This is a genomic window from Streptomyces sp. SID5910 (assembly GCF_009862125.1).
GTDB lineage: Bacteria > Actinomycetota > Actinomycetes > Streptomycetales > Streptomycetaceae > Streptomyces.
The window spans coordinates 1-19,534 of the sequence record NZ_WWHX01000771.1; the positions used below are offsets into that span (position 1 = coordinate 1).

General features: G+C 71.6%; 21 protein-coding genes and 1 tRNA gene. 14 read left to right on the forward strand and 8 right to left on the reverse strand.

Annotated features, from left to right (window positions below; genetic code table 11):
• The 12 genes from ndhC to GTW67_RS27150 form a co-directional block, all read left to right on the forward strand.
• The coding region (gene ndhC / locus GTW67_RS27095) for an NADH-quinone oxidoreductase subunit A (RefSeq protein ID WP_161167424.1) at positions 1 to 88 on the forward strand (88 nt) is incomplete at its 5' end.
• Positions 79 to 732 carry an NADH-quinone oxidoreductase subunit B gene (locus GTW67_RS27100; protein ID WP_161167406.1) on the forward strand — a complete coding sequence of 218 codons (654 nt, stop codon included), beginning with the start codon at positions 79 to 81 and terminating at the stop codon, positions 730 to 732. The genes ndhC and GTW67_RS27100, both read left to right, overlap by 10 nt.
• Positions 729 to 2,291 (forward strand): NADH-quinone oxidoreductase subunit C, encoded by a 1,563-nt coding sequence (locus tag GTW67_RS27105; protein WP_161167407.1) that lies wholly within the window; start codon positions 729 to 731, stop codon positions 2,289 to 2,291. Before GTW67_RS27100 ends, GTW67_RS27105 begins: the two co-directional genes overlap by 4 nt.
• Positions 2,288 to 3,256 carry an NADH-quinone oxidoreductase subunit H gene (locus GTW67_RS27110; protein ID WP_161167408.1) on the forward strand — a complete coding sequence of 323 codons (969 nt, stop codon included), beginning with the start codon at positions 2,288 to 2,290 and terminating at the stop codon, positions 3,254 to 3,256. Before GTW67_RS27105 ends, GTW67_RS27110 begins: the two co-directional genes overlap by 4 nt.
• A 2-nt stretch (positions 3,257 to 3,258) precedes the next feature.
• Positions 3,259 to 3,849 (forward strand): NuoI/complex I 23 kDa subunit family protein, encoded by a 591-nt coding sequence (locus tag GTW67_RS27115; RefSeq protein ID WP_161167409.1) that lies wholly within the window; start codon positions 3,259 to 3,261, stop codon positions 3,847 to 3,849.
• The gene (locus tag GTW67_RS27120) at positions 3,846 to 4,469 is read left to right on the forward strand and encodes an NADH-quinone oxidoreductase subunit J family protein (protein WP_346010750.1); all 624 of its coding nucleotides are present in this window, start codon (positions 3,846 to 3,848) and stop codon (positions 4,467 to 4,469) included. The genes GTW67_RS27115 and GTW67_RS27120 overlap by 4 nt, the downstream gene beginning before the upstream one ends.
• On the forward strand, positions 4,469 to 4,858 hold the full coding sequence (nuoK, locus tag GTW67_RS27125; protein ID WP_161167410.1) for an NADH-quinone oxidoreductase subunit NuoK: 390 nt from the start codon (positions 4,469 to 4,471) through the stop codon (positions 4,856 to 4,858). The genes GTW67_RS27120 and nuoK overlap by 1 nt, the downstream gene beginning before the upstream one ends.
• On the forward strand, positions 4,855 to 6,849 hold the full coding sequence (locus GTW67_RS27130; protein ID WP_161167411.1) for an NADH-quinone oxidoreductase subunit L: 1,995 nt from the start codon (positions 4,855 to 4,857) through the stop codon (positions 6,847 to 6,849). The genes nuoK and GTW67_RS27130 overlap by 4 nt, the downstream gene beginning before the upstream one ends.
• Before the next feature lie 6 nt (positions 6,850 to 6,855).
• Complete coding sequence (locus GTW67_RS27135; RefSeq protein ID WP_161167412.1) at positions 6,856 to 8,430, forward strand: NADH-quinone oxidoreductase subunit M; 1,575 nt, start codon at positions 6,856 to 6,858, stop codon at positions 8,428 to 8,430.
• Positions 8,427 to 9,950 (forward strand): NADH-quinone oxidoreductase subunit N, encoded by a 1,524-nt coding sequence (locus GTW67_RS27140; protein ID WP_161167413.1) that lies wholly within the window; start codon positions 8,427 to 8,429, stop codon positions 9,948 to 9,950. Before GTW67_RS27135 ends, GTW67_RS27140 begins: the two co-directional genes overlap by 4 nt.
• Positions 9,951 to 10,212: 262 nt before the next feature.
• Positions 10,213 to 11,076, forward strand: a complete 864-nt coding sequence (gene htpX, locus GTW67_RS27145) for a zinc metalloprotease HtpX (protein ID WP_161167414.1) — start codon at positions 10,213 to 10,215, stop codon at positions 11,074 to 11,076.
• Complete coding sequence (locus GTW67_RS27150; RefSeq protein ID WP_161167415.1) at positions 11,073 to 11,486, forward strand: YccF domain-containing protein; 414 nt, start codon at positions 11,073 to 11,075, stop codon at positions 11,484 to 11,486. Before htpX ends, GTW67_RS27150 begins: the two co-directional genes overlap by 4 nt.
• A gap of 192 nt (positions 11,487 to 11,678) precedes the next feature.
• On the opposite strand, the gene GTW67_RS27155 is transcribed toward GTW67_RS27150, so the two are convergent.
• Positions 11,679 to 12,926: an APC family permease gene (locus GTW67_RS27155; RefSeq protein WP_161167416.1), complete on the reverse strand. Its 1,248-nt coding sequence runs from the start codon at positions 12,924 to 12,926 to the stop codon at positions 11,679 to 11,681.
• Between the two features lie 140 nt (positions 12,927 to 13,066).
• Here GTW67_RS27155 and GTW67_RS27160 point away from each other — a divergent pair, with 140 nt between their 5' ends.
• Positions 13,067 to 13,333 (forward strand): GlsB/YeaQ/YmgE family stress response membrane protein, encoded by a 267-nt coding sequence (locus GTW67_RS27160; protein WP_161167417.1) that lies wholly within the window; start codon positions 13,067 to 13,069, stop codon positions 13,331 to 13,333.
• Positions 13,334 to 13,404: 71 nt separating this feature from the next.
• Here GTW67_RS27160 and GTW67_RS27165 read toward each other — a convergent pair whose 3' ends face one another.
• Positions 13,405 to 13,893 (reverse strand): YajQ family cyclic di-GMP-binding protein, encoded by a 489-nt coding sequence (locus GTW67_RS27165; RefSeq protein ID WP_161167418.1) that lies wholly within the window; start codon positions 13,891 to 13,893, stop codon positions 13,405 to 13,407.
• A gap of 223 nt (positions 13,894 to 14,116) precedes the next feature.
• On the opposite strand from GTW67_RS27165, the gene GTW67_RS27170 reads away from it, so the two are divergent.
• A tRNA-Tyr gene (locus tag GTW67_RS27170) sits at positions 14,117 to 14,198 on the forward strand.
• Positions 14,199 to 14,372: 174 nt separating this feature from the next.
• Here the strand turns inward: GTW67_RS27170 and GTW67_RS27175 are convergent.
• From GTW67_RS27175 to GTW67_RS27200, 6 genes are all read right to left on the reverse strand, one after another.
• On the reverse strand, positions 14,373 to 15,752 hold the full coding sequence (locus tag GTW67_RS27175) for a tyrosine-type recombinase/integrase (RefSeq protein ID WP_161167419.1): 1,380 nt from the start codon (positions 15,750 to 15,752) through the stop codon (positions 14,373 to 14,375).
• 56 nt (positions 15,753 to 15,808) lie between these two features.
• Entirely contained in the window at positions 15,809 to 15,994 is a 186-nt protein-coding gene (locus GTW67_RS27180) for a helix-turn-helix transcriptional regulator (RefSeq protein ID WP_031044323.1), read from the reverse strand.
• A 178-nt stretch (positions 15,995 to 16,172) separates the two neighbouring features.
• The gene (locus GTW67_RS27185) at positions 16,173 to 17,330 is read right to left on the reverse strand and encodes a DUF3631 domain-containing protein (RefSeq protein ID WP_161167420.1); all 1,158 of its coding nucleotides are present in this window, start codon (positions 17,328 to 17,330) and stop codon (positions 16,173 to 16,175) included.
• A 331-nt stretch (positions 17,331 to 17,661) separates the two neighbouring features.
• A complete protein-coding gene (locus GTW67_RS27190; RefSeq protein WP_161167421.1) occupies positions 17,662 to 18,573 on the reverse strand; it encodes a bifunctional DNA primase/polymerase in 912 nt (303 codons plus the stop codon).
• Between the two features lie 91 nt (positions 18,574 to 18,664).
• A complete protein-coding gene (locus GTW67_RS27195) occupies positions 18,665 to 19,129 on the reverse strand; it encodes a hypothetical protein (protein ID WP_161167422.1) in 465 nt (154 codons plus the stop codon).
• A gap of 208 nt (positions 19,130 to 19,337) precedes the next feature.
• The coding region (locus tag GTW67_RS27200) for a hypothetical protein (protein WP_161167423.1) at positions 19,338 to 19,534 on the reverse strand (197 nt) is incomplete at its 5' end.

Here is a 19,534-nt window from a genome sequence, read left to right on the forward strand (position 1 = left end):
GACGCTCGTGGAGATGTTCGTCTTCCTCGGCTTCCTCACCGTGGGCCTGCTCTACGCATACAAGAAGGGCGTCCTGTCATGGACGTGAACCCCTCCGCCTCCGGCCCCGATGGCGCCGCCGAGCCGGTGCTGCTCCCCGAACCCAAGCGGCTCGGCGCGCTCTCCCGGCTCGCCCCCGAGCCGATGAAGGTCGTCCTCAACTGGGGCCGCCGCTACTCGCTCTGGGTCTTCAACTTCGGCCTCGCCTGCTGCGCCATCGAGTTCATCGCCGCGTCGATGGCCCGCCACGACTTCATCCGCCTCGGCGTCATCCCGTTCGCGCCGGGCCCCCGCCAGGCCGACCTGATGGTGGTGTCGGGCACGGTCACCGACAAGATGGCGCCCGCCGTCAAGCGCCTCTACGAGCAGATGCCCGAGCCGAAGTACGTCATCTCCTTCGGCGCCTGCTCCAACTGCGGCGGCCCGTACTGGGACTCCTACTCCGTGACGAAGGGCGTCGACCAGATCATCCCCGTCGACGTCTACGTCCCCGGCTGCCCGCCACGCCCCGAGGCGCTGCTCCAGGGGATCCTGAAGCTCCAGGAGAAGATCGCCCGGGAGTCGCTGGGGGAGCGCTACGGCACGACGCCACGCCCGTCGGCGGCGGCGCTCCAGAGCGGGTTGGTGCAGCCGCCGGCGTCGGCGTCATCCGCGGACGCGGACGCGGACTCGGCGTCGGGGGAGGGCCGATGAGCACGGTCGGCTGGCTGCCCGCCGACGCCGGGGAACTCTTCGGCGCGGACGCCACGGCCGAGGAGTCCTACGACGTCCTCACCGTGGACGTGCCGCCCGCGTCCTGGATCTCCGCGCTGGAGACCGCCCGCGACCGGCTGGGCTGCACGTACTTCGACTGGCTGAGCGCGGTCGACGAACCGGGCACGGGCTTCCGCATCGCGGCCCACGTGGTGGCCCTCGGACCGGTACGCCGGCTGCTGCTGCGCACGACGGTCCCGCACGACGCCCCCGTCCTGCCCACCGCCGTCTCCGTCTACGCGGGCGCGGCCTGGCACGAGCGCGAGACGCACGAGATGTTCGGCGTCGCCTTCGAGGACCACCCTGCGCTGGACCACCTGCTGCTGCCCGAAGGCTTCGAGGGCCACCCCCTGCGCAAGGACTTCGTCCTCGCCGCCCGCGTCGCCAAGGCCTGGCCCGGCGCGAAGGAACCCGGCGAGTCCGACCACGGCGGCCCCCGGCGCCGCCAGATGCTGCCGCCGGGCGTCCCCGACCCCAACGAATGGGGCCCACTGAAGGGCCAGCTCCCCCCGGCCCCGACCCGCCCGGCCCGAGGCCCGGCCCGCACCGCGAGCGACCGCCCGGCCCGCCCGGCCGGCGAACGCCCGGCCCGCCGCATGCGCACAGCGGCGGAGGGCTCCGCCGGCCAAACGACTTCGGCTACGGCTCCGGGGACTCCGGCTCCGGAGACGCCGGGGGCGGCGACGCCGGGTACGGAAGCACCGGGCACCGGGGCGTCGGCTTCGGGGGCTCCGGCTTCGGGGACGTCCGGGTCGGAGACGCCGGGCACCGGGACGCCGACTCCGGAGTCCTCGGCTGCTGGGCCCCCGGCGACGGAAACGTCGGCCACGGCGACGCCGGGCGCGGAAGCCCCGGCCACGGAGCCGTCGTCGGCACCGCCGGCCTCGACGCCCCGGCGCACACGCAGCGCGAGCCAGGGCTCAGCGTCGCAGCGGCCGGGACCGGCAGCCCCCGAGGCCCCGGCGGACGCGCCCGGCGGGGAAGCGGGCGACGCCACCGCACCGCGCACACCGACCGCCCGCCGCGCACGCAGCGCGAGCCAGGGCTCGGCATCACAGCGAACCGGCTCCACTGCGGGTCGGCCCGACGCTGCCGGCCAGTCGGACGCTGGCGGTCCGTCCGGTGCCGCAGGGGAGACGCCCCCTGCCCCGAAGCCCCCCGCCGCGCCCCGCAGCCCCGACGCACCCTGGCACCACGCCCGCCCTGCCTTCGACGAGCCCACGGAGCCCGGCGGCCGGGGGAGCACGGAGGACGGGGAGAGCCCGGGGAGCGCGGAGACCCCGGACAGCCCCGAAACGACCCCCGAGGGACCGGAGCCCCAGAAGATCCCGGAAGCCTCGGACACCCCCGAGGCCCAGGAGACCCCTGAGGCGACGGAGACCGCTGAGGCCTCTGAATCCCCCGAGACCCCCGAGGCACCGGAGACCCCGGCGCCCCGGGACGCGCCGCCCCCCGCCCGTCCCGAAACCCCCGACGACCGCCCAGGAGGCCCGCAGTGAACGACGCTCTCGACGTCACCCTGCGCCTCCTGATCGTCTTCGTCGTCTTCCTCACCTTCCCCCTGATCGTCGGCCAGACCGAGCACAAGGTGATGGCCCACATGCAGGGCCGGCTCGGCCCGATGTACGCCGGCGGCTTCCACGGCTGGGCCCAGCTCGTCGCGGACGGCGTGAAGTTCGCGCAGAAGGAGGACGTCGTCCCCGCGGACGCCGACCGCCGCGTCTTCCAGCTCGCCCCCGCCGTGGCCCTGCTGCCGTACCTCCTCGTCCTCCTCGCCATCCCCATCGGCCCCGGCGAGGGCGCGGTGGGCCAGGTCGTCGACGCGGGGATCTTCTTCGTCCTCGCCGTCATGGGCGTCGGCGTCCTCGGCTCGCTCATGGCCGGCTGGGCCTCCGCCAACAAGTTCTCCCTCCTCGGCGGCCTGCGCACCGCCGCCCAGCTCCTCGCGTACGAACTCCCGATGCTCCTGACCGCCGCCTCCGTCGCGATGGCGGCCGGCACGGTCTCGCTCGTCGGCATCCTCGACGCCTTCGAGTGGTGGTGGCTGCCCTGGCAGATCGTCGGCGCGATCGTCTTCTTCGTCGCCGGTCTCGCCGAACTCCAGCGCCCCCCGTTCGACATGCCGGTCGCCGACTCGGAGATCATCTTCGGCGCCTACACCGAGTACACCGGCCTGCGCTTCGCCCTGTTCCTCCTCGCCGAGTACGCCGGGATCGTCGTGCTGTGCGGTCTGACCACCGTCCTGTTTTTGGGCGGCTGGCACGGACCCTGGGGCGCCGACGGCCTCGGCTGGGTCTGGACCCTGCTGAAGACCGCCGTCCTCGCCTTCGTCGTGATCTGGCTCCGCGTCACCTACCCCCGCCTGCGCGAGGACCAGCTCCAGAAACTCTCCTGGACCCTCCTCGTCCCCCTCTCCCTCGCCCAGATCGCCCTCACCGGCATCGTCAAGGTGGTGATCCAGTAACCATGTCCCCCGTCCCCGGCTCCGGCCTGGCCAAGGGCCTGGCCGTCACCCTCCGCACGATGACGAGGAAGACCGTCACCGAGCAGTACCCGGACACCCAGCCCGACCTCCCGCCCCGCACCCGCGGCGTGATCGGCCTGTTCGAGGAGAACTGCACGGTCTGCATGCTGTGCGCCCGCGAGTGCCCCGACTGGTGCATCTACATCGACTCCCACAAGGAGACGGTGCCTGCGGCCGCGCCCGGCGGCCGCGAGCGCAGCCGCAACGTCCTCGACCGCTTCGCCATCGACTTCTCCCTGTGCATGTACTGCGGTATCTGCATCGAGGTCTGTCCCTTCGACGCGTTGTTCTGGTCCCCCGAGTTCGAGTACGCCGAGACGGACATCCGTGACCTCACCCACGAGCGCGACAAGCTCCGCGAGTGGATGTGGACGGTCCCGGCCCCGCCCGCCCTCGACCCCGGCGCGGAGGAACCGAAGGAACTCGCCGCCGCCCGCAAGACCGCCGACAAACTGGCCGCCCAGCAGCAGGCCGAGCAGGCGGCCCAGGCCGAGCAGACCGCCCCCGCCGAGCCGAAGGAAGGAGAGTCGTGACCCTCGCCGCCGCGCACCCCGGCTTCCTGTCCCCGACCGGCGTCGAGATCGCCTTCCTCCTCGTCGGCCTCGTCACCTTCGGCGCCGCCGTCGTCACCGTCACGACCCGCCAGCTCGTCCACGCCGCCCTGTGGCTGGTGGTGGCCCTCGGCGGCCTCGCCGTCGAGTACCTCCTGCTCACCGCCGAGTTCATCGCCTGGGTGCAGGTCCTCATCTACGTCGGTTCCGTCGTCGTCCTCATCCTGTTCGGTCTGATGCTCACCAGGGCCCCGATCGGCCGTTCCCCGGACGCCGACTCCGGCAACCGCTGGGCCGCCCTCACCGTGGCCGTCGCCGCCGCGGCGGCCCTGGTGTGGGTCGTCGCCGACGCCTTCCGGACCACCTGGATCGACCTGGACGGCCCGGCCGCCGGCTCCACCGCCGTCACCGGAGCGAGCCTCTTCCAGAACTGGGTCCTCCCCTTCGAGGCCCTCTCCGTCCTCCTCCTCGCCGCCCTGGTCGGCGCGATCGTCCTGTCCCGCAAGGCCAAGGCCGAGCGAGCGGCCGGCACCCCCGGCCCGGCAGCCACCCCCGGCCCGGCAGCCACCCCGGACGGTGCCGACAAGGACGGTGTCCGCTGATGCACCTCGCCTATCCCGCCGTCCTCTCCGCCCTCCTGTTCTGCACGGGCCTGTACGGAGTCCTGGCCCGCCGCAACGCGATCCTGGTCCTGATGTCGGTCGAGCTGATGCTCAACGCCGTCAACCTCAACCTGGTCGCCTTCGACGTCTGGCTCAGCAAGACCGCCGAGGAGACCCTGCACTCCGGGCAGGCCCTGACCCTGTTCACCATCGCCATCGCCGCCGCCGAGATCGGCATCGGCCTGGCGATCGTGCTCGCCGTCCACCGCAACCGCGGCACCGCCGACATCGACCGGCTCCGCGACACCGCCGAGGGCCACGAGCCGGACGGCCCCGACACCGACGCCCCCGCGACCGGGACGGCCGAGAAGGCTGAGGCCACCGCGTGACCACGACCACCCTCGCCGTACTCGTCCCCCTCCTTCCCTTCCTGGGCGCGGCCGCCAGCCTGCTCCTCGGCCGCACCGCACCCGGCTTCGTCCGTCCGCTCGCCGTCCTGCCCACGCTGGCGGCCGTCGTCCTCGCCGTCCTGGTCGCCGCACGCCAGGGCGGTGGCCGGGCCGTCGACGCCGCCACGGAACTGACGCCCACCGGCTCGGTCCCCGTCGAACTCGCCCTGCACATCGACGGCTTCGCCGCCCTCGTCGCCGTCCTGGTCGGCTGCGTCGCCACCTGCGTGCAGCTCTACTCGACGGGCTACCTGCGCGACGACCCGCGCTACCCCTCGTACGCCGCGCTCGTCTCCCTGTTCACCTCCGCCATGTTCCTCGTCGTCTACTCCGGCGACCTGATGGTGCTGCTGGTCGGCTGGGAGGTCATGGGCATCTGCTCGTACTTCCTGGTCGGCCACTACTGGGAGACCCCGGAGGCCCGCGCCGCCTCCCTCAAGGCCTTCCTGGTCACCAAGCTCGGCGACGTCCCCTTCCTCATCGGCCTGCTCGCGCTGGCCACCGAGACCGGCTCCTTCCGCATCACCAGGATCCTCGGCGCGGTGGCGAGCGGCTCGCTCGACCATCCGACCCTGATCGCCCTGCTGCTCCTGGCCGGCGTGGCGGGCAAGTCGGCGCAGTTCCCGCTGCACACCTGGCTCCCCGACGCGATGGCGGGCCCGACACCCGTCTCCGCCCTCATCCACGCCGCGACGATGGTCGCCGCCGGTGTCTACTTCATCGCCCGGCTCCTTCCGCTCTTCGAGGCCTCCGGGGCCGCGATGGTCGTCCTGGCCGTCATGGCCGCCGTCACGATGGTCGGTTCGGCGCTCGCCGCGCTCGCCCAGGACGACATCAAGCGCGTCCTCGCCTACTCGACCATCGGCCAGCTCGGCTACATGACCGGCGCTCTCGCCGCCGGCGACCGCGGTGCCGCCGTCTTCCACCTCCTCACGCACGGCGCCTTCAAGGCGCTGCTGTTCCTCGCCGCCGGCGTGATCATCCACGCCGCCGGCACCAACTCGCTGGCCGCCATGTCCCGCATGCGCGACCTGCGCACCCGCGTCCCGGACGCCTACTGGACGATGACCGTGGCACTGCTCGCGCTCGCCGCGATCCCTCCGTTCAGCGGGTTCTTCTCCAAGGAGTCCGTCCTCGGCGCCGCCGAGCACGTCGTCACCGGCCACACCGAGCACGCACCCGGCGCCGCGGGCTGGACCGTCCTGATCGCCGGTCTGGTCACGGCCCTCCTCACCGCCGCCTACGCGACCCGCCTGTGGCTGCTGGCCTTCCGCGGCCGGGGCGCCGAGGCCCCCGACCACGGCAGGCAGCCGCTGGTCATGAACGCCGTGCTCTGGGTCCTCGCCATCCCCTCCCTCGCCCTCGGCGGACTCGCCTTCCGCCTGCTGCCCGACTGGTTCGACGGCATCGACCTGACCCCGGCCCTCACCACCTCCGTGCTCGGCACCGGCGTGGCCCTGGTCGGCGGCATCGTCACCTACGCGGCCTGGCGGCACACCACCGCGTTCGCCGCCCGCGTCCCGCTGGGCGCGGTCGCCGCCCACCCCGAGGCCGACGCCGGCCAGGTCGAGGCCGAGGCCATCGCCAGCCACACCCCCGCCTACGGCAACGTGGCCTCCGCCCCGGACCCGGCCGACCCCGGACGGCTGCTGCTCGGTCCGCTGCACCGCCACGCGGCCGTCGGCTTCCACCTGGACGCCGTGTACTCGGCCCTCTTCGTCCGCCCGGTCCAGGCCGGCGCGAGCCTCGTCCGGTTCCTCGACCGCGCGGTCGTCGACACCTACGTACGCGGGGCGGGCGCCCTGCCCCGCTGGCTCGGGGCCGCCGTACGCCGTGCCCAGACCGGCAATGTGCAGACCTATGTGAGCGCGCTGCTCGCCGGCACCGTCGTCCTCACGGTCGCCGCCGTCCTCGTCGCCACGGGAGCGTGAGCAGGCGTGATCGATATCAACGAGTCCGTGATGCAGTTCCTTCTGGCGTTCGTCGTCGTCGGCCCGCTCCTCGGCGCCGCCGCGGCTCTCCTGCCGGCCCCGCCCGGGCTGAAGGGGAAGTCACCCGAGCAGGCCGTCCTGCGGCACGGCGTGACCGTGACCGGCGTCGTCCTGCTCGCCGCGATCGTCCTCGTGCTCGGCTTCGACCACGACCATCCGTCGAAGATGCAGGCCAGCACGGACATCAGCTGGATCCCGGCACTCGACGTGCGCATCCACCTCGGCATCGACGGCATCTCCCTCCCCCTGCTGGTCCTGACCGCGCTGCTGACCTTCCTGTGCGCGCTCTACTCGTACTTCAAGCTGCCTACCGGGCCGAGCCCGAAGGCGTTCGTCGCGCTGCTGCTCGTCCTGGAGTCCGGCACCCTCGCGACCTTCGCCGTCCTCGACCTGATCCTGTTCTTCCTCGCCTTCGAGACCGTCCTCGTACCGATGTACTTCCTCATCGCCCGCTGGGGCGGCGAGGGACGGACCCGGGCCGCCTGGAAATTCATCCTCTACACACTGCTCGGCTCCGTCGTCATGCTGCTCGGCCTGCTCCTGATCGGAATCAGGGCGGGCACATTCGACATGGTGGCACTCGCCACTGACAACGGCCGGTCGCTGACCACATCCGTGCAGGTCATCGCCGTTCTGGCGATCGGGATCGGGCTCGCGGTGAAGACCCCGATGTGGCCGCTGCACAGCTGGCTGCCCGACGCCCACACCGCCGCGCCGACCGTCGGCTCGGTGCTGCTGGCCGGCCTCCTGCTGAAGATGGGCACGTACGGATTCGTCCGGATCCTGCTCCCGGCCGCTCCGGACGGCTTCCGCACCTTCGCGCCCTACCTCGCCGCCTTCGCCGTCGTCGGCATCATCTACGGTTCCCTGGCCTGCCTGGCCCTCGCCAAGCGGGGCGCGAAGGGCGACCTCAAGCGCCTCATCGCCTACTCCTCCGTCGGCCACATGGGCTTCGTGCTGCTCGGCATCGCGACCATGACTCCGACCGGCGTCAACGGCGCCCTGTTCGCCAACATCGCCCACGGCCTCATCACGGGCCTGCTCTTCTTCGTGGTCGGCGCCCTGAAGGACCGCACCGGCACCACCGACCTCGACACCCTTGCCGAGGAGACCGGCGCCGCCCTGTACGGCAAGGCGCCTCGCCTCGGCGGCCTGCTCGCCTTCGCCGCCGTCGCCTCGCTCGGCCTGCCGGGCCTGGCCGGGTTCTGGGGCGAGATGCTGGCTCTGTTCGGCGCCTTCGACCCCCACGAGGGCCTCAGCCGTCCCGCCTTCCTCACCTTCATGGCGATCGCCGCGTTCGGCACCCTGCTGACCGCCGCGTACATGCTGATCGTGGTCCGCCGCGTCTGCATGGGCGCCGTCCCGCAGGAATCCCCGAAGCTCACCGACGTCCGCACGTACGAGTTCGCCGCCTGGACCCCGCTCGTCGTCCTGACCGTCGTCGCCGGGCTGTGGCCCAAGACCCTGCTCGGGCTGACCGACCCGGCCGTGCAGCAGCTCCTCTCAGGAGGCACCCGATGAGCTCCCTGGCCCAGCCCCTGGCCCAGAACCTCGTCCAGTCCGTCGACTGGCTCGCCATCGCGCCGCCCACCCTCGCGGCGGTCGTCGGACTCGTTGTCCTCGTCGCCGACCTGTTCGTCCCGGACGCCCGCAAGGCGCTGCTCGGCTGGGTCGCGGTCGCTGGACTCGCCGCCTCCGCGCTCCTGCTGCTGCCTCTCGTGGGCGACGACCGCTCCACGTTCTGCCTCACCGGCGACGCCGACGTGTGCAGCTACACCGCCGACACCTTCACCCTCGCCATCCAGTTCCTGGTCCTCGGCGGGGCGCTCCTGGCCGCCCTGCTCTCGGTCACCGCCGTGAAGGACGCCGACCGGGGACTGCCCGAGGGCGAGTTCTGGTTCCTGCTGCTGTCCTCGGCCGCCGGCGCGGCCCTCCTGCCCGCCTCCCGCGACCTGGCGACGCTCGTCGTCGCCCTGGAGGTCGCCTCCCTGCCCGCCTTCGCCCTGGTCGGCCTCCGGCAGGGCGACCGGCGCTCCTCCGAGGCCGCGCTGAAGTTCTTCCTGTCCTCGGTCACCGCGACCGCGGTCAGCCTCATGGGCATCAGCTTCGTGTACGCCTCCACCGGCACCCTGTACCTCACCCAGGTGGCCGACCGGGTCCAGCACGTCGACGGGCAGCTCACCACGCTCACCCAGACCGGCGTCGTCCTCACCCTCGTCGGCTTCGCCTTCAAGACGGCCGCCGTGCCCTTCCACTTCTGGGTGCCCGACACCTACGTGGGCGCGCCGCTGCCGATCGCCGCCTACCTGTCCGTCGTCGGCAAGGCGGTCGGCTTCTCCGGCCTGATCCTCGTCACGGTCGTCGCCCTCCCGTCCTACGCCGACGCCTGGGCGCCCGCCCTCGCCGTACTGGCCGCCCTCACCATGACCGTCGGCAACGTCGGAGCCCTGCGCCAGCAGTCCACGCGCGCGTACAGCGCGGTACGCCTGCTCGCCTGGTCGTCCGTCGGCCAGGCCGGCTACCTCCTGGTGCCGATCGCCGCCGCCGGCTACTCCGACGACCCCGAACGGTCGATCGGCTCCACCGTCGCCTACGCCCTCATGTACGCCGCCGTGAACCTCGGCGCCTTCGCGGTGGCCGCCCTGGTGGGCCGTACGCGGGCCCTCAACCGGGTCGCCGACTACCGCGGCCTGTACGCGACCAATCCGCTGACCGCCCTGCTCCTGGCCTTCTTCCTGCTCTGCCTCGCCGGACTGCCGCCCGGCATCATCGGCCTCTTCGCCAAGGTCACCGTCTTCTCCGCGGCCGTCGACGCGGGCCTCGGCTGGCTGGCCGTCGTCATGGCCGTCAACGTCGTCATCGCGCTGTTCTACTACCTCCAGTGGACGGCCCTGCTGTTCCGCGCACCCGAGGGCGAGGCCGTGCGGCACCGCCTGCCCGCCCCGCTCACGGCAGCGATCACCGCGACCGCCGTCCTCGCCGTCGCCCTGTCCGGAGCGCCCCAGCTGATCCTGCGCTTCGCCGACACCGGGCTGTTCTGACCGGCAGCCGCGTATCGGCACGCGCGCGTGGGGCACTCGGCCTCCACGCGCGCGTGCCGCATGCCGGGCCGTCACCCGGACGGACCACGCGCGCGGCCGTGCCCGCCGGGGAACTGGCGGCCGTCGCCTGGCGTTGACCAGTACGGAAGGGTCCACTGGACGTGACATCACGACCCAGGGGCACCGGAGACCAGGAAGCAACCACAGCGAGCGAGACAAGCAAGCAAAGGGTTTCCCTGCTGCACGACTTGGAGGGCGTACCGTGCACCGCCGGCACAACGGGCTCAGAACCGCAGTTCTCCTCGGGGGACTGTCCGCGCTCATCATCGTCATCGGCAGTTTCTTCGGCCGAACGGGCCTCGTCGTCGCCGTCCTCGTAGCCCTGGGCACGAACGCGTACGCCTACTGGAACAGCGACAAGCTGGCCCTGCGTGCCATGCGCGCCCGCCCGGTGAGCGAGTTCGAGGCCCCGGCGCTGTACCGCATGGTCCGGGACCTCTCCACCCAGGCCCGCCAGCCCATGCCCCGCCTGTACATCTCGCCGACGGAGGCCCCGAACGCCTTCGCGACCGGCCGCAACCCGCGCAACGCCGCCGTGTGCTGCACGGAGGGCATCCTGCGCCTGCTCGACGAGCGCGAGCTGCGCGGCGTCATCGGACACGAGCTCAGTCACGTCTACAACCGCGACATCCTGATCTCGTCGGTCGCGGGCGCCCTGGCCTCCGTGATCATGTTCCTGGTCAACTTCGCCTGGCTGATCCCGATCGGCCGGTCGAACGACGACGACGGCCCCGGCCTCCTGGGCATGCTGCTCATCATGCTCCTCGGCCCGCTCGCCGCGAGCCTCATCCAGCTGGCGATCAGCCGTTCCCGCGAGTACGAGGCCGACGCGTCCGGCGCCCAGCTCACCGGCGATCCGCTGGCCCTCGCGGGGGCGCTGCGCAAGCTCGACGCCGGCACCAAGCAGCTCCCGCTGCCCCCGGAGCCCCGGATCGAGACGGCCAGCCACATGATGATCGCCAACCCGTTCCGCCCGGGACAGGGGCTGTCGAAGATGTTCTCCACCCACCCGCCGATGGCGGAGCGAATCGCCCGGCTCGAAAAGATGGCAGGTCGTCAGCGATGAAGACCATTCTCAACGTCATATGGCTCGTCCTCAGCGGCTTCTGGCTGTTCCTCGGCTACCTGCTCGCGGGGGTGCTGCTCTGCATCACCATCATCGGCATCCCGTTCGGCATCGCCGCGTTCCGCATCGGTGTCTACGCCCTGTGGCCCTTCGGGTACGCGGCGGTCGAGCGCCGCGACGCGGGAGCGGCCTCCTGCATCGGCAACGTGCTGTGGCTGATCCTGGCCGGCTGGTGGCTGGCCATCGGTCACATCGTCACGGGCATCGCCCTGTGCGTCACGATCATCGGCATCCCGCTCGGCATCGCCAACTTCAAGCTGATCCCGGTCTCGCTGCTCCCGCTGGGACGCGAGATCGTGCGTACGGACCAGCCGTTCACGGCCACCGCCGGCGCTCAGAACGGTTGGTAGACCGGGGGAGTGGCGGGACGGGCCGCCGTTTGTCCACAACCGCGAGGTTGTCCACAGGCCCGAACGGCGCCCGTCGGTGCGGCGCATCATGAAGCCATGACCGCGAACGAGCAATTGACGACCCGGACGACGCCGAAGACCCATAACCCACCGAGGCAGCCCCGTTCACGCACGCCGAACCCCGGCGGCGGCTCACCGCGCAGCCGGCCGCCCCCGCACCGCGTACGCCACCATGCCCACGGCCAGCACCCCCACGCCCGCGATCACCGAGACCACCGGCAGGGAGAACGCCAGCACCGTGCATCCGGCCAGCCCCACCGCAGGCACGACCCGCGCCGCAGTCCGCGCCGACTCCAGCGTCCAGGCCGACGCGTTGGCCACCGCGTAGTACACCAGCACGCCGAAGGAGGAGAATCCGATCGCGCCCCGCACGTCCACCGTGGCGGCCAGGACGGCGACCGCCGCGCCCACGGCCAGCTCGGCCCGGTGCGGCACCTGGTAGCGCGGGTGCACGGCGGCCAGCGCTCCGGGCAGGTGACGGTCCCGGGCCATGGCCAGCGTCGTCCGTGAGACGCCCAGGATCAGGGCGAGCAGCGAGCCCAGCGCGGCGACGGCGGCACCCGCCCGCACGACCGGCGCCAGCCCCGGCACGCCGGCCGCCCGGACCGCGTCGGCCAGCGGCGCGGTCGCCCCACCCAGACCCGTCGGCCCCAGCACGGAGAGGACAGCCAACGCGACACACCCGTACACGGCCAGCGTGATGCCCAGAGCCAGCGGGATCGCGCGCGGGATGGTCCGCGCCGGGTCCCGTACCTCCTCACCGAGGGTGGCGATCCGGGCGTACCCCGCGAACGCGAAGAACAGCAGCCCGGCCGCCTGAAGCACCCCGCCGGCGCCGCCCGAGAACCCGACGTCCAGCCGCCCCGCGTCGGACCGTCCCGACGCCAGGCACGCCACCACCACGGAAGCGAGGACAGCCAGGACCACCGCCACGATCACGCGCGTCAGCCAGGCCGACTTCCGCACCCCGCCGTAGTTCACCGCGGTCAGCGCCACCACGGCCGCGACCGCCACCGCGTGCGCCTGTCCCGGCCAGACGTACGCGCCCACGGTGAGCGCCATGGCGGCACAGGAGGCCGTCTTGCCGACGACGAACGACCACCCGGCGAGATACCCCCAGAACTCCCCGAGCCGCTCACGTCCGTAGACGTACGTGCCGCCGGAGGCCGGACAGCGGGCGGCCAGCCGCGCCGACGAGGTGGCGTTGCAGTAGGCCACCACGGCGGCCACGGCGAGGGCGATCAGCAGCCCCGACCCGGCGGCGTGCGCAGCGGGCGCCAGGGCCGCGAAGATCCCGGCACCGATCATCGAACCGAGCCCCACGACCACCGCGTCGCCCACGCCCAGGGTGCGCCGCAGTTCCGAACCCGCAGGTGTCATGGGCCGCACCCTACTGATCGACGCAACCACCGGGAGCGGCCGTAACGTCTCCCTCACCAAGAAGACATGAACACACGCGGAGGTACGAGCCCACAGCGCTCGGACAGCGCGGGCACGGCGAGAAAGGGCAGGGTCACGGCATGACCGTCATCGGCTGGATCATCCTCGGACTGTTGGCCGGAGCCATAGCCAAGCTTCTGTTGCCGGGCCGCGACCCGGGCGGCTTCATCGGCACGACCGTCATCGGCATCGCGGGCGCGTTCATCGGCGGCTGGATATCGGCCCGCTGGCTGGACCACCCGATCAGCAAGGACTTCTACGACGGAGCCACCTGGGCGGCGGCGATCGGCGGCTCGCTGGTCCTCCTGATCGCCTACCGCATCCTGTTCGGGAACTCGCGCGACTGAGCGCGGCGCCCGGACCGGACGGGCAGCGAAAAGGGTGAAGGGTGGGCACCGACAGGGCGCCCACCCTTGGATCACCGGTAGTTCACGAATTGCAGGGCGAAGTCGAAGTCCTTGCCCTTGAGCAGCGAGATCACGGTCTGCAGGTCGTCGCGGCTCTTGGAGCTGACCCGCAGCTCCTCACCCTGCACCTGCGCCTTCACGCCCTTGGGGCCCTCGTCGCGGATGATCTTCGCCACCTTCTTCGCGTTGTCCTGGGAGATGCCCTCCTCGATCGACGCGAAGATCTTGTACTCCTTGCCGGAGAGCTGGGGCTCACCCGCGTCCAGCGCCTTCAGCGAGATGCCGCGCTTGATCAGCTTGGACTGGAAGACGTCGAGGATGGCGTTCACCCGGTCCTCGGAGTTGGCCTCCATGAGGATCTTCTCCCCGGACCACGAGATCGAGGCACCCACGCCCTTGAAGTCGTAGCGCTGCGAGATCTCCTTGGCGGCCTGGTTGAGGGCGTTGTCGACCTCCTGCCGCTCGACCTTCGAGACGATGTCGAAACTGGAGTCGGCCATGTCCTGTGGCTCCTTGCATCTGGGTGCGTATCGGGTCCGTACCGGCATACATGGGCGACCGCCGAGCCCGGCAGGCTTCGCGGCCGCATCCGCACAAGCCTAGCCACCCCCCGCGCTCGGGGTGGAGATCAATCGGGTGGCGAAGCACCCCTCCCTATCGGGTATTGTTTACGTCGTTGCCACGGAGCGCCGCCGCAAGACGGTTCGAAGGGCAGCAAACCTTGGCGGTGTGCCCGAGCGGCCAAAGGGAGCAGACTGTAAATCTGCCGGCTCAGCCTTCCCAGGTTCGAATCCTGGCGCCGCCACACTGAGGGAAACCCCCTCTGACCAGAGAATAGTGCTGGTCAGAGGGGGTTTCTTCGTGCCGTATCCCGTTCGATTTCTGGCGGGCACGGCGCGGGCGTGTCTCACCTCGTACCGCCCGTATCCCACCTTCGATCAGCGCGTGTCCCCCAGGTGTCCCCCGAGGGTGAGCGTGATCACTCCGGTTCGTTCCACTCCCGCAGAGCCGCATCGATCCGGCTGTTCGCGTGCTCCCGCGTCTGGTCGAGAACCTTGGCGTACACCTTGTGCAGCACGGCGATGCTGTGGCCGGCGCGACGGGCGCACTCCATCGCGTCCACTCCGGAGCTGAGCCAGAACGACACTCCCGCGTGCCGGAGATCGTAGGGGCGGCGGGCCAGCAGCGAGGCCGTCTCAGCGTCGCTCAGCACGTCGTTCCGGGCTTTGGCCCAGACCTCGCCGTAGCCGGTCTCTTGCAGCAGACCTCCCCGGTTCGTCCGGAAGAGCCGACCGTCGGGCGCCGTGCCCTGAGAGGCGATGTGCTCGCGCAGCAGCCGGACGAAGTGCGGGGGGATCGGTACCGGACGCGAGTCGTTCTTGGCCCGGGCCTTGAGGTGACGTGCCTCATGCGCCGTTCCGTCGTCGGTCCAACTCCGTCCGGCCCGGACGATCCCCTGTCGCAGGGTGAGCGTCCCCCACCCCGTTTCAGGGAGGTGGCACTGGCTTGCGCGCACCGCGGTGGCCTCGGCCGGCCGCATAGCCGCGTAGTACAGGCACCCGAAGAAGGCTTCCAGGTGCCGCCCCCGCGGCCCCTGCTCGCGTACCCCCGCCAGCAGCGCGCGGACCTGGCGTGGGTTGGCGACGCTCTCGGGGTCGACCGCTTCCACCGACTTGGGGGCGGTCCACTTCACGGCACCGATCGGATTCACCGGCATGGTGAAGTACTGCTCTTCCACGGCGAGCCCGAGAACGTCACTCAGGCAGGCACGCTTGCGCTTCGCGGTCCGTGGTGCCGCCTCCTTGCCGTCGAGCCGCAGGGAGAGCGCATCCAGCGCCAGACGCACGGTTGCGGGGTCCTCCAGAGCAGAGACGGGCAACGAGTGCTTGGCGACCCAGGAGAGAGCGCGGGCCACGTCGTCCGGGAGAGTGTCGGCCCACCGGTTCCGGTTGTACGCCCACCCGTAGAGCGCACGCCGCATGAGGGCGGCGTCAGGCATCCCCGTGCGCGTCTTCACGAGGGCGGGGGTGATGGTCGCCAACGCGTCGGCGTAGTTCTTCCGGGACTTGGCTGGCGCCAACGCCCACTTGCGATCGACGTACGCGCGGCTGTGGTCGTACCAGGTGATGGAGCCCAGCTTGGCGCGCAGCTCGGAGACCGGAAGTCCTGTCTCCTCGTCGAACTGGTCACCGCGTCGCACGGCGGCCATGAGTTCCGACCGGCGCCCCTCGGCCTGAACCTTGAGTGTGTAGCTCTTGGAGTGCTTCCGCGTTCCCACCAGCCATCGGACGCGGTAGGGCTTGGGCCGCTCCTTGCGGATCTCGATGGAGTACAGACGAACGTCGTAGGTCAGTGCCATAGGAACTCCAGAGGGGCCCACTGGAAGCGGGCCCCTCGTTTCTCGTGCGGCGATGGTCAGGCGGCGTCTTCGATGGACGTCCACCAGGCGTCAAGGTCGGTGCGGCGGCAGCGGATCTGCCCGTTCGGGAGCTTGATGAGCTTGGGGGCCTTGCCGCGGGCGCGCATGCGGTAGAACGCGGCGCGGCTCATCTCGATCTCTTCGAGGACTTCGGGAAGCTTGAGCATCTTGGGGCGGGCCACGGTGCGACTCCTTCTCGGCAGGCAAGGTGCTTGGGCCTCTTCTTGGAAGTCCGCTACATCCGCTACGCCGCTACATCGCAGGTCAGCGGGTGATTTTTTGTAGCGGAGGGGTGGCGTGTAGCGGCTACGCACGCGCTGCGGGGGGTGGCGGGCGTAGCCGCTACACGCTGGGGTGCCGCTACAGATGCGGGGGCTCTGAGCTGGGCTGTAGCGGCGTAGCGGCTGTAGCGGAGTTCTGTGGTGCGGGGCAGTAGCGGGCCCACGCGTCTTGCAGGTCTGAGGCGTGGAAGCCCTTGAGGACTCCGCCGGCGGTGCGGATGTTGCGGGAGCGGATCGGCTCGTTGTCGGCCGTCATGTACTCCCCGAGCATCCGCGAGAGGCGCCGGTTGTCGAGCGGCTTGCCATCCAGGTCAGCCCAGGGGGCGTCGTCCAGGGCGTTGAGCCGGTCGAGGATAGCGATGGTGGGCAGGCGGTCGATGCCGATGAGGACGTGGTCGCGCAGGTCGGTGAGCAGCCGGATACCGAGGCTGTGCTTGTCCGTGTACTGCGAGGCGGTCACCAGCGTCACGCACGCTTCCCGGGCCCGTCGGGGCCAGTCACCGCCGACGGCGTCCGCGACGGCGAGCAGCGGCTCCCACACGTCGGCGGGCCGGTCGGTGACCCCGTCGGGCATCTCGGGCCAGGCCCCGACGACGGAGGCGCGGGCCTGCTCGGCCCACTGCGCGAGCCGGTCACGCAGCTTGTGCCCCTCCGTCTCGTGGACGCGGGCCCGGAACGGTTCCACGCGTTCGTTGCGGGCCCGGCGGCGCATGCGGATGACGACCGAGCGGGTCAGGATCGTGTCCGGCAGGGAGCCGAGACCGGCGACCGCGACCGCGCAGTACGACGGGAATGCCTGCACGGTCTGGTTGCCGCCGTCGCCGATGCACCGGTAGGTCACCCCGGAGCGGCGGTGACCGGCGTTGAGAAAGCCACGCAATTCCTCGTTGTCCCCGGCCTTCGGGCCGAAGATGGTGTCGATCTCATCGAACAGGATCGTCGGCCGGCCGTCGGCCCCCGAGACAGCCCGGAACAGGGCGGCGGCGGACGCGTTGACCGCCACCATGGGGTGCGGCACGAGGGTTTCCACGATCTCCAGCGCCCGCGACTTGCCCGACCCCGGCTCGGGGGACAGGAACGCGAGGCGGGGGGTGGAGTCGAAGCAGTCGAGCAGGTGGGCGTGCGCGTCCCACAGCGCGACGGCGACGTAGGCGGCCTCGTGTGGGAAGACGTTGAACCGGCGGTGGAAGGCTTCCACCTCATCGAGCAGCGCGGCCCCGTCGATGACAGTCGTCATGCGGCGGCCCTCCCCTCAGTCGTGGTGACGTGCCCGCAGACGCCGACGCGCACCCGTGCTTGCAGCTCAACGACGGCGGCGCGGCCTCGGGCGCGCTCGCGGTGCCCGCAGGCACACAGCCAGTCGGCGACCGGTACGCCCGTCGTGCGGATGCGGAGACCCGGTTCAATGCTGGTGACGGTGGCCGGCCGCGAGTCAGGACCAAGAGCAGTTCGGACGCCCTGACGGGCGGCGCCTTTCGGCACGCCCACGGCCGTTCGAGGTGCGGCCGGCCGGGCGGCGAGCGGGCCGTCCGGGGCCGCGGTGATGCTCTTCAAAGGGCGGCGACGACTCATGCCGCCACCCCCCTGCGGGCGGCGTTGTGGGTGATGGACCAGTTCAGGGCGCTGCGGATAGTGGCGCGGCACTCGGCGACGGTGAGTCCGGCCGCCTCTCCCGCCCCTTGAAGAGCGTTCTCCACCTCGGTGCGAGTCAGGTCGCCGGATGCGACGAACCGGCCCAGTGCCCGCCCGGCCCGCAGCAGTGTTGCGTTCCGCCGCCCCTCGCGGGCGGTGGTGACGGCAGCGGTCTCCCGGGCCAGGGCGGCATCGACGTACGGGCGGCGACGCCCGCTGGCCGGTGCCGCCACGGGCGGCCGGTTGATCGGGTGCGGGGGCACCAGCAGGGTCTTGAGCCATCCGGGCAGGGGCCGCAACAGAGCGGGCCCCACCGTCTCGTACCGGCTGCCGTCGACCAGGCTGCCGGCGGCGACGACGTAGCCGCCCCATGCGCGGGTGTCGACGCGCGGGGCGAGCGTCCCGGCGGTGTTGGGCAGCCGCACGGCGGCGGGGGCGGTGAAGTACAGGTGCTGTCCGCCGCTCGCGGTCCGCACGGTGCGGGTGTGGGGGACGGCCTGCCCGGTGCGCTCGCAGAGCGCCCTGAAGGTCGTCGCGCCGCCAGGCGCGTCCCCACTGCTGTTGTCCTTGGGCACGTCCAGGTCGACCACGAGCAGCCCGGACGGGCCGGTGGCGATACCGACGTTGAACGGAGCCCGCGACCAGGCGGCCCGGATACGGTCCGGGTCGGTGGTGGCCCGCTGCTCCCACTTGCGGTGCCCGTCCGAACAGGGTCCGGTGCGGGGGCAGGCCGTCTCTCCATGCAGCGCGGGGCGCTTGGTGCCGGGACGGAGCGGGAAGACGGGCCAGCCGCGCGCGGCGGCGGCCAGCGCCGCGGACAGCAGCGCCGTTTGGGGGTCATGGGTCATGCTGGGTGTCTCCAGTCCTGTCGAAGGGTGCTGGGTGACAAGGGCGGCCCCGCGATCTTTGGCGAGATGAGGGGGGCCGCCCTTGGCGTAGCTAGCCGTGGAAGTGGTTGCGCTTGATCACGGCCTTGCGGATGTTCACGGTGGTGCCGCCCTGGTGGCCGCTCGCGCTGAAGACCTGCACGGCGATCCATCCGCCGAAGACGACGGCGGCCAGGATGATCAGTTGGGTGATGAACGCGGTGAGCGCGGCGATGAACGAAGTGAGCAGGATCAGCCCGCCGCACACCGCGAGGAAGCCAACGCCCCCGAGGGCGACGTTCACGGCCGTCCGCGAGACGGCCGGCTTGGCCGCGACCGCCTCGGGCCGGGCGTGGTCGATGGCGTAGCCGGAGACGACGCGGCCGTCCGGGAGGACGATGCTCGCGACCGTCGGGACCGTGCCCGGCTGCACCGTCACGAGCGGCGCCGGCGCCATGGTGGCGGGCGGCAGCGGGGTGGGCTGGTGGACTTCCACGGTCCGTTGTGCGGGCACGTGCGGGGTGTGCTCGGGGTGCATGCGGAATCCCTTCCGGCGGATGGCCAGGGAGGCAGAGGCACCCCCTTCGGGGTGCCGTTTGGAGGGGGTGTTCGGGGGGTCTGACCTGGGTGCCTCCCTGACTCCCTGAACGATCATCTGTGCAGTTCAGGGCCGGGGAGGCGGGGTAGGGAGGCGGTCAGGGAGTTCTCCCTGCCTCCCTGGCCCGGCGGGGGTCGGTTCCCTGCCGTCATTCGGCGGAAGCGGAACCGTCGGTGTCGCGGTCGGCGAGGGCACGGGTGACGCGGTCGCGGGAGACGACCATGACGCCGTCGGACTTGTAGGGGCTGGCGCTGGCGGCGTCCAGGACGCGCTTGAGGTCGAGGAACGACCAGCCGCCGTAGGCGTCGCTGTTGAGCGCGGCGAGCCGCGCGAGCACGTCCTTCA